The organism is Paenibacillus borealis (assembly GCF_000758665.1).
GTDB lineage: Bacteria > Bacillota > Bacilli > Paenibacillales > Paenibacillaceae > Paenibacillus_AQ > Paenibacillus_AQ borealis.
Genome location: NZ_CP009285.1, coordinates 5,250,663 through 5,264,216, shown reverse-complemented (window position 1 = coordinate 5,264,216; position 13,554 = coordinate 5,250,663). Strand labels below are relative to the sequence as shown.

At 54.1% G+C, this 13,554-nt stretch carries 16 protein-coding genes; 15 read left to right on the top strand and 1 reads right to left on the bottom strand.

The annotated features are described in order from the left end of the window. Nucleotide 1 precedes the first annotated feature (1 nt). The 4 genes from qcrB to PBOR_RS22295 all read left to right on the top strand — a co-directional run bounded on the left by qcrB (nt 2) and on the right by PBOR_RS22295 (nt 3,339). Nucleotides 2-673 carry a menaquinol-cytochrome c reductase cytochrome b subunit gene (qcrB, locus tag PBOR_RS22310; RefSeq protein ID WP_020427667.1) on the top strand — a complete coding sequence of 224 codons (672 nt, stop codon included), beginning with the start codon at nt 2-4 and terminating at the stop codon, nt 671-673. Nucleotides 674-770: 97 nt separating this feature from the next. Continuing rightward, nucleotides 771-1,646 (top strand): menaquinol-cytochrome c reductase cytochrome b/c subunit, encoded by an 876-nt coding sequence (locus tag PBOR_RS22305; RefSeq protein ID WP_042215489.1) that lies wholly within the window; start codon nt 771-773, stop codon nt 1,644-1,646. 90 nt (nt 1,647-1,736) lie between these two features. After that, nucleotides 1,737-2,384 carry a DUF1405 domain-containing protein gene (locus PBOR_RS22300; protein ID WP_042215487.1) on the top strand — a complete coding sequence of 216 codons (648 nt, stop codon included), beginning with the start codon at nt 1,737-1,739 and terminating at the stop codon, nt 2,382-2,384. 55 nt (nt 2,385-2,439) lie between these two features. Then, nucleotides 2,440-3,339, top strand: coding sequence for a sporulation protein YpjB (locus PBOR_RS22295; RefSeq protein WP_052429603.1), 900 nt, complete (start codon nt 2,440-2,442; stop codon nt 3,337-3,339). A gap of 345 nt (nt 3,340-3,684) precedes the next feature. Here the strand turns inward: PBOR_RS22295 and PBOR_RS22290 are convergent, their stop codons facing one another. Beyond that, nucleotides 3,685-4,557, bottom strand: coding sequence for a YitT family protein (locus PBOR_RS22290; protein ID WP_042215485.1), 873 nt, complete (start codon nt 4,555-4,557; stop codon nt 3,685-3,687). A 168-nt stretch (nt 4,558-4,725) separates the two neighbouring features. On the opposite strand from PBOR_RS22290, the gene PBOR_RS22285 reads away from it, so the two are divergent. The 11 genes from PBOR_RS22285 to panD all read left to right on the top strand — a co-directional run bounded on the left by PBOR_RS22285 (nt 4,726) and on the right by panD (nt 13,454). Further along, nucleotides 4,726-5,055: a nucleotide pyrophosphohydrolase gene (locus tag PBOR_RS22285; RefSeq protein WP_036698080.1), complete on the top strand. Its 330-nt coding sequence runs from the start codon at nt 4,726-4,728 to the stop codon at nt 5,053-5,055. 59 nt (nt 5,056-5,114) lie between these two features. Continuing rightward, nucleotides 5,115-5,636, top strand: coding sequence for a tetratricopeptide repeat protein (locus PBOR_RS22280; protein WP_042215482.1), 522 nt, complete (start codon nt 5,115-5,117; stop codon nt 5,634-5,636). A 33-nt stretch (nt 5,637-5,669) separates the two neighbouring features. Further along, nucleotides 5,670-6,473, top strand: a complete 804-nt coding sequence (gene dapB, locus PBOR_RS22275; protein ID WP_042215480.1) for a 4-hydroxy-tetrahydrodipicolinate reductase — start codon at nt 5,670-5,672, stop codon at nt 6,471-6,473. Between the two features lie 15 nt (nt 6,474-6,488). Next, entirely contained in the window at nt 6,489-6,911 is a 423-nt protein-coding gene (gene mgsA, locus PBOR_RS22270) for a methylglyoxal synthase (protein WP_042215477.1), read from the top strand. Then, nucleotides 6,911-7,615: a bacillithiol biosynthesis deacetylase BshB1 gene (gene bshB1 / locus PBOR_RS22265; RefSeq protein WP_042215475.1), complete on the top strand. Its 705-nt coding sequence runs from the start codon at nt 6,911-6,913 to the stop codon at nt 7,613-7,615. The genes mgsA and bshB1 overlap by 1 nt, the downstream gene beginning before the upstream one ends. Before the next feature lie 92 nt (nt 7,616-7,707). Then, complete coding sequence (bshA, locus tag PBOR_RS22260; protein WP_042215472.1) at nt 7,708-8,865, top strand: N-acetyl-alpha-D-glucosaminyl L-malate synthase BshA; 1,158 nt, start codon at nt 7,708-7,710, stop codon at nt 8,863-8,865. 10 nt (nt 8,866-8,875) lie between these two features. Further along, the gene (locus tag PBOR_RS22255; RefSeq protein ID WP_052429602.1) at nt 8,876-10,207 is read left to right on the top strand and encodes a CCA tRNA nucleotidyltransferase; all 1,332 of its coding nucleotides are present in this window, start codon (nt 8,876-8,878) and stop codon (nt 10,205-10,207) included. Beyond that, the gene (locus tag PBOR_RS22250; RefSeq protein ID WP_052429601.1) at nt 10,197-10,997 is read left to right on the top strand and encodes a biotin--[acetyl-CoA-carboxylase] ligase; all 801 of its coding nucleotides are present in this window, start codon (nt 10,197-10,199) and stop codon (nt 10,995-10,997) included. Before PBOR_RS22255 ends, PBOR_RS22250 begins: the two co-directional genes overlap by 11 nt. A gap of 322 nt (nt 10,998-11,319) precedes the next feature. Further along, entirely contained in the window at nt 11,320-12,186 is an 867-nt protein-coding gene (panB, locus tag PBOR_RS22245; protein WP_042215470.1) for a 3-methyl-2-oxobutanoate hydroxymethyltransferase, read from the top strand. Nucleotide 12,187: 1 nt separating this feature from the next. Next, complete coding sequence (gene panC, locus PBOR_RS22240) at nt 12,188-13,078, top strand: pantoate--beta-alanine ligase (RefSeq protein ID WP_042215468.1); 891 nt, start codon at nt 12,188-12,190, stop codon at nt 13,076-13,078. Beyond that, the gene (panD, locus tag PBOR_RS22235) at nt 13,071-13,454 is read left to right on the top strand and encodes an aspartate 1-decarboxylase (protein ID WP_042215466.1); all 384 of its coding nucleotides are present in this window, start codon (nt 13,071-13,073) and stop codon (nt 13,452-13,454) included. The genes panC and panD overlap by 8 nt, the downstream gene beginning before the upstream one ends. Nucleotides 13,455-13,554: the final 100 nt, after the last annotated feature.

Genomic DNA, 13,554 nt, shown 5'->3' with positions numbered 1-13,554 from the left:
GATGTTTAAAAATGTCTATAACTGGATTGATGAACGTCTGGATATTACGCCGATATGGAGAGATGTTGCCGACCACGAGGTTCCCGAGCATGTCAATCCGGCCCATCACTTCTCAGCCTTTGTATACTGCTTCGGCGGACTTACTTTTTTCATAACCGTCATTCAGATTCTGTCAGGCATGTTTCTGACGATGTATTATGTACCCGATATCATAAATGCCTATGCCAGTGTGGAATATCTGCAGACCAAGGTCGCCTTCGGCCAGATTGTCCGCGGAATGCACCACTGGGGGGCGAGTCTGGTTATTGTCATGATGTTTCTTCATACAATGCGAGTGTTCTTCACCGGCTCCTATAAGGCTCCGCGCGAAATGAACTGGGTAGTCGGGATGCTGATTTTCTTCGTCATGCTGGGACTGGGATTAACCGGCTACCTGTTGCCTTGGGACAATAAAGCGTACTTTGCAACTAAGGTTACCTTGGAGATCGCGAACTCTGTTCCGGTTATGGGGCCGGTGCTGAAGGAGCTGATGCAGGGCGGTACGATTGTTGGTGCCGAGACACTGACCCGCTTCTTCGCCCTCCATGTATTCTTCCTTCCGGCGGTCCTGCTTATACTGCTGGTCGGACACTTCATTATGATCCGCAGACAAGGGATTTCCGGCCCATTGTAAATGAAGCTTACAAAACTTAAGAGTATGCTTCCGAAGCGGGTTTTGTATGAAGCGGTTCGAGAAGCAGAGGCTCACAAAACTTTTAGGAGGAACGGTCATGGCGCATAAAGACGACTCCAAAGAGAAGGTGGTATTCGTAGGGGATTCCCGCGTCCGCAGGGGCAACGGGTTCATTACTCCTCCTGACTATTCGGCCTATCCGGGCAAGTCTGAAGCTTTTATACCTAACTTTCTGCTTAAGGAATGGATGGTTGGCGTAGTGGTGCTGGTGGGTATTCTGGTTCTGACGATATCGGAGCCGGCTCCGCTCGGGTTTCCCGCAAATGCGACAGCGACGGTTATTCCGATACCGGACTGGTACTTTTTGTTTCTCTATCAGTATCTCAAGCTGCCTTATGCATCGGGAGATTATATCGTGCTGGGAACGCTGGGCGTGACTGGTGTAGCGTTTGGCTCGCTGCTTCTGGCCCCTTTTCTGGATACGGGCCGTGAACGCCGGTTCTACCGTAGACCGATTGCTTCCTCTCTTATGTTTCTGTCCCTGGCGGCGATTGTTTACTTGACCAACACCGCCTGGACGGAATACAAGCACGAAATGGCAGAGACGGGACAGATTCCGGAGGATGTGCAGCGTGAGGAGAAAGCGGCCGAGAACAGGGCGGCGGGCTTGCCGACCACCAGTGTCGTCCAGACGAAGGACATTGCCATTGTGGACAAGGATGATCCGGCGATGGCACTCTATAAGCAAGCCACCTGCGTATCCTGCCACGCGGTAGATATGAAGGGTTCCGGCGGTCCGCCTTCGCTGCGCGGGGTCGGGGATAAGCATGATAAGGCAGCGATTCTTACTATTATTAAAGAAGGTAAAGGACAAATGCCTCCGATGTACGAGACCGCGATGGGAGCGGGGCTGTCCGAGCAGGATATTGACGATCTGGCCGGCTGGCTTGCCAAACAAAAAAGCGAACAGTAAAATAAAATTAACGCAAACCTGATCGTGCATGCGGTCAGGTTTTTGCTTTTTTTGAATTGAAGCTGCTACAGTCGGGAGGAAGTTGTCTATATGCCGGTTCATTGGTTTGACAGATTATTCAGGGACAGAAGGATCATTTGGCTGCTGTTCATCGTGAATCTTCTGGGTACGGTTTACGGATACATGTGGTATGGCAATCAGCTGGCGTTTACCGCTGATAATTATCCGCACTGGCTGCTTCCTTTTGTTCCGGACAGTCCTACGGCCAGCCTGTTCTTTACTGCTTCATTATTGCTGCTGCTATATCCGCCTAAGGGACTTACCGGAACTTTGGTGCGCCAGCTGATCGAGGCACTGGCTGTAGTTACATCGGTGAAATACGGCATCTGGGCAGTCAGCATGATTGTTGCCGGCGGTTATCAGGGCGATACGGTCACCTGGAAAGACTGGATGCTGATGATATCCCATACCGGGATGGCAGTTGAAGCGTTAATCTATGCCCGTTTCTTCTCGTTCCGCAGAATGCTGCCCGTTGCGCTGTTATGGACTTTCGCGAATGATATGGTCGATTATTCTGAGGGCGTATTTCCGTGGCTGCCTTCAGTGCTGGATGATGATATCAGTGCCGTACAGTATTTCACTATGGGTCTTACGTTGTTCAGCACAGCTGCGGCGTGGTTATTCGGCGGCAGAACAAGGCGTCCAGCTCTTCCCGCCAAATCTGCTGACAGGCACTGACAGGCTGTTCTAACTCTTGTCCCTCCGCCATACATTAAGGTGGGAGGGATGTCTCATGCCGCGCAGGAGAATGTTCATACTGTCAGGGATTGTGCTGTGCTTGCTGCTGGCCGGTATTCATGGAGGAAGAGTTCTGGCGGAAGCAGAAGCTGCTGATGCGAATTCCGGAACTGAAGCATACATAGAGGCAACAGGAGTCGCCGTTAGTGACCCCGCTGCCCTCACCGGCAGAAGCGGGGCACAGCGGCTGGAGCAGGCAGCGGAAGCCTTATATGCTTATGTGCTTGAAGGGGATGTGGTCAAGGCAAGGCAGGAGAGTGAGGCGGTCTCGCAGATCTTCATCTCTTCTTCCTTCGAAGGATTAACATCGGTGGAAGGAATCAATGCATTGTCCACAGTGATTATGGATATGAAGTCTGCAGTAGCGGCTGTAGAGCCTTCCCCGCAGCGGTGGGAAGCAGCCGCAGCCAGGCTCCGGCTCGCCGCGAACAGTCTGAACCACCCGCGGCAGCCGATGTGGCTGCAGTATTACAAGCTGGTCCGCGAGGATCTGAATGATATGGAGCAAAGCGCTGCCGCTAATGATCTGAAGAGCTGGAAGGCCGCTCTGGCCAGACTGCAGAGCCGGTACAATAATATCCGTCCGGCGGTAATCATCTCCCGGCCGCCAGAGGCCGTGAATACGTTTGATTCCTGGATCTCTTATGCACAGGGAACCGCCACCTCCGCACAGCCGGTGGAACGGGCCCGGCTGCTGGAGATTGTGTCCTACGGGCAGGATGCAGCCCGGGTCATGTTCGGTAAAGAGCGCGATGAGCCGGCGTTGTCACTGCCGCTCGCTCCGCAGCAGTACGGAACCTGGGGGCTGCTGGCAGGTGCGTTCATCCTTACCGTGCTGGCCTACGCCGCCTACCGCAAGTACCGGGGCCAGAACGGGGAGTGGAAGGCTGTATAGGCTGGGAGGGAAACATTCGCTGAAGCTGGTCTTCCCTTTAGGCATTTGAATCTTTTAAACTTTAAAAAGCTCTCTTCCCGCTGATGCGGATGAAGGGAGCTTTTTTAGTACATCTGAAACTGCAATTAATGAGTAAGTAAAATGTTGTACATATTACAACTTGATTTTCTATAAACCAGTGTATTCGGGAAGATTGTTGTATGGAGTACAAGAATTTTGCTGCTAAGCCGTTTGGAGAAGGCGGATTGTTGCCTTTAATACAACATTTTCGGATTAAGGCCAAGATCATGAGGGAAAAGTTGTACAGTGTGCAGGATTTCATGTTAATTGCTTTACTTCAGCTGATCAGGTCTCCCGGAAGCCTTCGCCGTGCACATCATGAACGTCGCTGATAATGACGAATGCCTTGGGGTCGACGGACTTGACCAGCAGGCTGAGCCGGCGGATCTCCTGTCTGGAAACAACGCAGTACACCATATGCTTCGCCTGTTTGGAATAGGCTCCAATCGCCGGGATCAGTGTAACGCCGCGCTCCATCTCTGCCGTAATCAGCTCGGCGATCTGCGGAGCATCATCACTGATGATGGTGAACGCTTTGGCCGCATAAGCCCCCTCCTGGATGAAATCAATGACGCGTGACGAGATGAAGACGGCTACCAGTGTGTACAATATTTTTTCACGGGGGATATAGAGCAGGGAAGCTCCGATAATGATCACATCGACTGCCAGAATGATCTGCCCCATGCTCCAGCCGAACTTGCGTCCGAGAATCCGCGCTACAATATCTACACCCCCGGTGGTGCCGCCGAAGCGGAAGACAATCCCCAGGCCCAGCCCCAGTGTTACCCCGGCATATAATGAAGCAAGTATGAAATCATGCTCTGTGCTGAACGTTACAATCCATCCGGCATCAATCATTCTTTCGAACAGCCAGAGGAAAAAGGACAAGGAGCCGATACCTAGGCCTGTATAGACGATTTGATTGGCGCCCAGCACCTTCCAGCCGAGCAGAAAGAGCGGGAGATTCAGCAGCAGCGTGGTCAAGAAGATAGGTATGCTGAAGGCATAGTTGAGCAGGATGGTAATCCCGGTTACTCCGCCTTCCATCAGCTGGTTGGGTACAATGAAGTACAGAAGTCCGAATGCGTAGATTGCAGCACCCAGCATGATGGGGGCAATGGTTTTGCTGATGGTGCTAAATTTAATTGATGATTTCATATAATCCCTCGCCTATGCCTCTAAATGGGCAGTTTATAGGTAGTTATTCTCACGGATAAAGCTGCAAATCCAGGAAGACTTTCAAAAAAGATTTGTCTTCAAAACGTCTTTACGATAACATAGGGGCAAACAGAAGGCAAGAACATACGGGGGGTGAAACAACAATTTATGGATAAAAGTCTTGGTGACATTCAGCGTGAGGTTGATGCTTATATCTCACAATTTAAAGAAGGTTATTTCAGCCCGCTGTCCATGCTGGCCCGGATGTCCGAGGAAGTCGGAGAGCTGGCAAGGGAAGTAAACCATCAGTTTGGCGAGAAACCGAAAAAAGCGGATGAAGCCGATAATTCGATCGAGCTGGAGCTGGGCGATATTCTCTTCATTACCGTTTGTTTCGCCAATTCCCTGGGCATAGATCTCACTGAAGCCCATAACAAGGTCATGCACAAGTTCAATACCCGCGATGCCGGGCGCTGGACGCCCAAAAACACCGATTAGGCCTTTACTACATATGCTGTACCAAACGAACGGGATTTAGCCGTGAGGATGGTGAGGATATGGATCATAACGACTATGTAAAAGCGGCATACCGCTCAATTCTGCGCAGTGACTTCGCTGAGGCGATTACTTTGTTCGAAGCGGCCATCGCAGCCAGTCCGGATGACGCTGAAGTAAGATACCGCTGCTCTATAACTTATGCACGCAGCGGCATGCTGGAGAAGGCGCTTGAACATGCAGTAGCTGCACGTAAACTGGATGTTTCCAAACCGGAGTACGAGCTGCATCTCCAGCATTTACAGGCACTGCAGCTCGTACAGGAAGCAAAAAGGCTGCTGGAGGATGAGGCGGCCGTACCGGCGAATCCATATCATCCGGTTACCTTGCTGAAACAAGCGGTATCGCTGGACCCCTTGTATGGGGATGCTTATGTATGGCTGGCTATTGCGCACAGCCGGATGAATGAACATCTGCAGGCGATAGCAGTATTGAAAGAAGTCATGTCGCTGCACCCGGATGATACCGGACTGCGCCAGCTGATGAAGGATCTGCAGAAATCACTGCAAAAATATATACAATAATATAAGAGCCAGGGAAAGCGGGGAGGAATTAATTTGAGCAACAAGATCAGGGTTATTGTCTCCGGAGCCGGAGGCAGAATGGGCAAAGAGGTTGTTAGGCTGGTACTGCAGGATGATGAACTGGAGCTGGCTGCAGCTGTCGACCGCTCTGCGGGCGACAGCGATGCCGGCCGGCTGGTTGGCCTTGAGGATTGTGGTGTTCGGGTGACTTCGGACCTGGAGGCAGCTCTTGCAGGAGTTGCTGCAGATGTGCTGGTGGACTTTACCATTCCGCAATCAGCCTACACCAACACTGCCCTGGCTATCAAATACGGCGTTCGTCCGGTGATCGGAACTACCGGATTTACGCCTGAGCAGATCGCCGAGCTGGACAAGCAATGTCAGGAGCAGGAGATCGGCGGACTCATTGCGCCGAACTTCTCCATCGGAGCCATTCTTCTAATGAAATTCGCGGCCCAGGCTGCCAAATATTTCCCGCATCTGGAGATTATCGAGTATCATGGAGACCAGAAGCTGGATGCACCTTCAGGAACGGCCATCAAAACGGCAGAGATGATCTCAGAGGCGCGGCAAGAACTCCGCCAGGGGCATCCGGAGGAAGAAGAGATTATTGAGGGATCGCGCGGCGGTTACTATAACGGATTCCGGATTCACAGCGTTCGGCTTCCCGGTGTATTCGCCCAGGAGGAAGTGGTCTTCGGCGGGTTCGGACAATCACTTAAGATCCGCCATGATTCATACGAGCGCGCCGGTTACATGCCGGGAGTCAAGATGGGAATCCAGAAGGTGATGGGTTATACCGGTTTGGTCTACGGGTTTGAGCATTTTATAGAATAGACAGGGGAGAGCAATATGTTAAAAATCGCTTTTATCGCACATGACCGCAAGAAAGATGAGATGGTCAATTTCGTAACCGCCTATGAGCATGTATTTGAAGGGCATCAGTTATATTCGACCGGAACCACCGGACAACGGATTATGGAAGCAACCAAACTCATCATTCACCGCTATATGTCCGGCCCGCTGGGCGGAGATCAGCAAATTGGCTCGATGGTGGCAACAGATGAGCTGGATTTGATTATTTTCCTGCGCGATCCGCTGATGGCCCAGCCGCATGAACCGGATATCACGGCACTGCTCCGTCTGTGTGATGTATACGGGATTCCGGTGGCAACCAATATTGCTACAGCGGAAATTCTGGTCAAGGCGATCGACCGCGGAGATTTCGGCTGGCGCGAGCTGGTACATAAATACAAACCGGGTGTGGATGAATAATGAAACTCGACATTCTGGTATTCGGCGCTCATGCCGATGATGCGGAGATCGGCATGGCGGGAACCATCGCCAAACACACTGCTGCCGGCTTCCAAGTGGGGTTGTGTGATCTGACACAGGCGGAAATGTCTTCGAACGGAACGGTGGAGCTGCGTAAACTTGAGGCACAGCAGGCTGCGGAGGTGCTGGGGGCTGCGGTGCGCACGAACCTCGGTCTTCCTGACCGGGGGCTCTATATGACAGAGAGCCATCTGGCGGCCGTGACTGCGGAAATCCGCCGTTATGCGCCTTCCATAGTGTTCGCTCCTTATTGGGAGGACAGGCACCCGGATCATATCGCCTGCAGCAAGCTGGTGGAAGAGGCCGTATTTAACGCCAAGCTGCGTAAATATATGCCGGACCTGCCTGCTGTTCCTGAGCCGCAATTATATTTCTATTTCATTAACGATCTGGGCCGTACCGATCTGATTGTCGATGTAACAGAACAATATCCGCTCAAGGAGCAGGCTTTAACCTGCTACCGGTCGCAATTTGGTATACTCCCTGGGGAGGATGCCGTGAAGACACCCTTAACAGAAGGCTATATCGAGCGTGTACGTTCGAGAGATATGCTGCTCGGGCAGCGGAGGCTCATTCCTTATGCCGAAGGGTTCGCGGGCAAGGTGCCGCATACGGTGGGCTTGTTCGGTACTCCCGGTAAATAAGGCCCTGATTTGAAAAAGCCCGAAAAACAACTATAATAAATTCATGTCATTACTTGTAGTAATAGATTTATGTCAAATGAAGGGGCGGAGCTATGGACCGGCTGAAAATAGGCATCACTTGTTATCCGTCTCTTGGCGGCTCGGGCGTAGTGGCGACTGAACTGGGCAAGCTTTTGGCCGAGAAAGGCCATGAGGTCCACTTTATTACACACAGCATCCCGTTCCGGCTGGGAACGTTTCAAAAAAATATATTCTATCATGAGGTAGAGGTTAACGATTATTATGTGTTCCGTTATCCGCCTTATGATCTCGCACTGGCGACCAAGATGGCCCAGGTGGCCAAAATGCAGAAGCTGGACTTGTTCCATGTCCATTATGCGGTGCCTCATGCGGTCTGTGCTTTTCTGGCGAAGCAGATGCTGGGTAATGACATTAAGGTTGTTACCACGCTGCACGGGACTGATATTACGGTTCTGGGCCAGGATGAATCGCTTAAGGATCTGATCCGTCTCGGCATTAATGAAAGCGATGCAGTGACGGCAGTATCTCAGGATCTGATCAAGGAAACGCGCAAAGTGCTTGATATTACCCGTGAGATTGACCTGACCTATAATTTCGTGGACAAACGGGTTTATTATCCCCGTGATGTCACGGACCTGCGCGGCGATTTCGCTTCACCGGATGAGAAGATCCTGATGCATATCAGTAACTTCCGTCCGGTTAAGCGGGTAAGTGATGTGGTGGATGTGTTCGCGAAGGTGAACAAGCATCTGCCTTCCCGCCTGCTTCTGGTGGGCGAAGGTCCTGATCTGCCGAAGATCCAGGCCAAGATCAGCGAGATGGGGCTGGACGACAAAGTCCGGTTTCTGGGGAAGCAGGATGAAATCGCCCAGGTGATCTCACTGGCTGACCTGCTGCTGCTCCCTTCAGAGAAGGAGAGCTTCGGGCTCGTTGCGCTGGAAGCGATGGCCTGCGGCGTTCCGACAATCGGATCGCAGACCGGAGGAATTCCGGAGCTGATCCAGCATGGCAAAACCGGATTCCTCGCCCCGGTGGGGGATACGGATTCTATGGCTGAATATGCGGTTAAGCTGCTCTCGGATGATGCTTTGGCCGAAAGGTTCAGACGAGCCTGTCTGGAACGGGCCTGTAATGATTTCAGCAGAGATATGATTACGAATCAATATGAAGATATATATTACCGTGTGCTAGGACGCAAGGTACTGGGCCTTGATCATATCCGGGGGTAAGGAGTACGGCATGGAATGGACAATGGCATCATCCGGCATGGCGGAAGCCGCCGGCACCGTAATCACCGGCCTGCTGGACGGCGGCCATGAGGCTTATTTCGTCGGCGGCTGCCTGCGCGATGAACTGCTTGGCAGACCTGTGCATGATATGGATCTTACCACCTCTGCACTGCCGGAGGAGGTTATGGCCCTGTTTCCGCGCTGTGTTCCTACCGGGCTGGCTCATGGCACGGTCACTGTGCTGCAGGATGGTTATAGCTTTGAAGTTACGACGTACCGGACGGAGAGCGGCTATGCCGATCACCGCCGTCCGGAGCACGTCTTTTTTGTGAGCGATGTGAAGGAGGACCTCCGCCGCCGTGATTTCACGATCAACGCCATGTGCTCCGGTATGGATGGTGTGCTGGTTGATCCCTTCGGCGGTGAGCGGGATCTTCAGCTCCGCCGGATCCGCTGTGTGGGCAAGGCGGAGGAACGCTTCGGCGAGGATGCGCTGCGGATGCTGCGCTGCGTGCGCTTCGCCTCCGTGCTGGATTTCGCCATCGCCAAGAATACGTGGCGCGGCCTGATGCGCCAGCGGGACAAGCTGGCGCATATTGCTGTGGAGCGGGTGCGCGCGGAGGTCGAGCGCATCGTGGAAGGTCCGCACCCGCAGCGCGGGCTGGGCCTCCTGCTGCGCAGCGGCCTGCTGCCGCGCGGCAAAGCGCCGTTCCCCTGGACCGGCAGTGACCTGGCGGCAGCCGCCGCCCGTACAGCCGGTCTCGGAGACCTGCAGGACGCCCGCCTGCGGTGGGCGCTCCTGCTGCATGCACTGGGATCGTCCGCCGCTGCGGCGGATGAGCTCCTGCGGGCATGGACGTTCCCGGGGGCGGCGCGCAGCAGCGCCGCCGCCGTACTGCGCGTCCGCGAAGCCTGGGACGCGGCTCTGTCTTCGGCGCGGCCGGAGGACCCGGGCGCCACGGAGGGCCTGCGGCGGCGGTGGATCGCCGCCGTGCTGGCCCACGGCCAGTCAGCCGCCGAAGGGTGGCTGACGCTGCTGGCGGCGGCGGAGGCTTCCGCGGCGCCAGCAATTAGCACTGGCGCCGTCCCGGCTGGCCAGGATGTCCCCGCCGGACCTCGTGCGCAGCTCCTGCGCTCCTGGACCGCGGCCATGCCGCTCCGCAGTCTCGCGGAGCTGGCGGTTACGGGCCATGAGCTGGCAGAGCTGCTGCAGAAGCGGCCCGGGCCTTGGCTTGGCGTGCTGCTGCATAAGCTGCTGCTGGCAGCAGCAGCCGGCGCTATTGCAAATGACAAACAATTATTGCTGCAGGAAGCACAAAGGATGGATAGAGATGAACAGTGATGATACCCTGCCGCTTCGCCTCATGAAGCGGGAGGATTTCGTTTCCGGCTGGCCTGGCGAAATCGTCCGGATGGATTCGGTGGCGTCCACCCAGGAGGAAGCCAAGAAGCTTGCCGAGAATGGGGCTCCTGAGGGCACCGCAATTATGGCCGAGGAGCAGACCGGCGGCCGGGGCAGAATGGGCCGCAAATGGCATTCCCCGCGCGGCAAGGGAATCTGGATGAGCCTGGTGCTGCGTCCGAATCTCCCGCTGTCCCTGACCCCGCAGCTGACTTTGCTGGCAGGGGTTGCTGTCTGCACGGCAATCCGTGAGGTTACCGGGGTTCCTGCCGGTATCAAGTGGCCTAATGATCTGCTGGCCGGCGGGCGCAAAATCTGCGGTATTCTGCTTGAATCCTCCCTGAGGGAGGGAGGCCTTCATTACTGCATCGCGGGGATCGGCATTGCTGTCAATCTGACAAATGACGATTACCCCGCCGAGCTGCAGGGGATTGGTACTTCGCTGCTGATTGAAGGCGGGGGCATTCCCGTCGACCGTACCAGGCTTGCTGATGCGGTGCTGGAAGAGCTCGAATATCTGTACACTCTTTACATAGAGCAGGGCTTTCAGCCTATCAGGGAACTGTGGGAATCGATGTCGGTAACGCTGGGGCGCCAGGTGTGTGTGAATACGCCGCAAGGCCGCAGCGAAGCCACCGCAGTAGGTCTGGATGACAACGGAGGATTGCGGCTGCGCAATAGCGCTGGCGAGATTACAAGCGTATTGTCAGGAGAGATCGAAATCATCTGAGCACCGGAATATGCCGCCTTATGTCATATTTTTAGGTGTAATTGTCTGCAGATTTTGTTATAATAGCTTCAGAGGCGGCATCGCTTGCGGGCGAGCTGTACTTCATGCCACTGAACCTTTTAAGAAGTTGTTTACCGGATTTACCTTCATAACTGTATGTAACGGTTACGTTGGATTCTGCTCTGAGCCGTAAGGACCGAGACAGAAGGGACGATCGCGAGTGACTCTTTTTTGCCCTTCGGACCTTTTTAGCGGACCATGCTAAAAGGTTTTTTTGTTTGCGCGGTAACGCGTATTTTATGGAAAAGGGGAATGAGAGCTAATGGCTGAGAAACATCCGCTGAATATTATCAAAATGAAAAAAATGAAAACGGACGGTGTGCCGCTGAGCATGCTGACCGCTTATGATTATCCTTCGGCCCTCCTGGCCGAGGAGGCAGGCGTCGACCTGATTCTGGTAGGCGACTCACTAGGGAATGTCGTGCTTGGTTACGATACAACCCTGCCGGTTACCATAGACGATATGGTCTACCACACCCGCTCTGTGAAGCGCGGGGCGCAGAACACGTTTATAATCGCGGATATGCCCTTCATGACGTATCACGGAAGTGTGGATGAGACCTTGCGCGGGGTGCGCAGGCTAATGCAGGAAGGCCAGGCCCATGCCGTCAAAATGGAAGGCGGCCTTGAAATCTGCGCAGCAGTATCCGCTGTAGTTGCCGCCGGAGTGCCTGTACTCGGACACATCGGCTTGACTCCGCAATCGGTCAATATGATCGGCGGCTACCGGATTCAGGGCAAGGATGCCAAGGATGCACAGCGGCTGATCGATGAGGCAAAGGCGCTTGAAGCTGCCGGTGCCTTCGGTATCGTCCTCGAACTGGTAACGGAAGAAGTGGCGGCCGCCATCTCCAAGGCTGTCAGCATTCCGACCATCGGCATTGGTGCGGGCCGCTATTGTGACGGTCAGGTGCTGGTGTTCCATGATGTGCTGCGCTATGCCTCCCCTTACCGGGAGAAACGGTTTGTCAAAACCTATGCCGATGTCGGCAGTCTGATCCGTGAAGGCATCAGCAGCTATGTCCGGGAAGTGAAAGACCGCTCCTTCCCGGCGGAGGAACATGTGTTTAACGCGGATGAAACAGTACTGGAATCCCTATACGGCGGTGCCGGCAAAGGAGCAAAATAAGATGAGAGTAGTCAGAACAATTGCACAGATGCGTGAAGCGCTGGAATATATGCGTCAAGGCGGCCATGGGCCGGTCGGTTTTGTACCTACCATGGGGTATCTGCATGAAGGCCATGCGAGCCTGCTGCGCGCAGCAGGTGAGAAGAGCGGCACAGTAGTGATGAGTATATTTGTCAATCCGCTGCAGTTTGGCCCTAATGAGGATTTCGCTTCCTATCCCCGCGATGAGCAGCGTGATCTGGCGCTTGCTGAACGCGAGGGTGCGGATATTGTATTTATCCCAAGTGTCGAGGAAATGTATCCCCAGCCGATCCGCACGGGAGTTTCGGTGTCTTCACTTACTACACAGCTCTGCGGAGCTTCTCGTCCGGGCCATTTTGACGGAGTGACTACGGTGGTGAGCAAGCTGTTTAATATTGTACAGCCGGATTATGCCTTCTTCGGGCTGAAGGATGCCCAGCAGGTAGCTGTTCTCCGCCGGATGGTGGCTGATCTGAATATGAATGTGGAAATTATCGCCTGTCCGATTGTGCGGGAAGAAGACGGACTGGCCCTGAGCTCACGCAATGTCTATCTGAGCGCTGAAGAGCGCAGACAGGCACTGGTGTTGTCCCGCTCCTTGCGTGAAGTGCGCCAGGCTCTGGAAGACGGCAAGGTGAGAACAGTGAATGAGGCGCGGGAGCTGCTGGTTTCGGTTATTGCTGAATCCCCGCTCGCGGTCATCGATTACGCGGAAATCCTGACTTTCCCTGATCTGGAGAGCCTGGAAGGCGGCAGTAAGCTGAGTGCTGCCGGCGGAGAGGTGATTATGGCACTTGCCGTGAAATTCGGCAGAACCCGCCTGATCGACAATAATGTATTTATTCCCAAGGAGGCTCACGCTCTTGTTTAGACATATGATGAAATCCAAAATTCACCGTGCTACCGTCACCGAAGCCAATTTAAATTATGTCGGCAGCATTACCATAGATGAGAATCTGATGGAAGCCGCGGATTTGCTGGAGAACGAGAAAGTGCAGATCGTGGATAACAACAATGGTTCCCGGCTGGAAACCTATGTGATCCCGGGGCCGCGCGGCAGCGGCGTTATTTGTCTGAACGGTGCAGCCGCTCGCCTGGTACAGCCGGGGGATACTGTGATCATTATTTCTTACGCCATGCTGTCATCCGAAGAGCTGGCGGCCCACAAGCCGACTGTTGTGTTTGTAGATGCCGACAATCAGCCGGTGAAGCTGGCGGATCATGAGATCCACGCGACGATTGCCTAAACCCCGCTGTTTGAGCCATGTAATCAATGGCAGGGATGAAGACACCCCGACTTGTGAAAAATGAAGTCAGGCAAGCTTAAGCTGACTTCATTATCAGTAA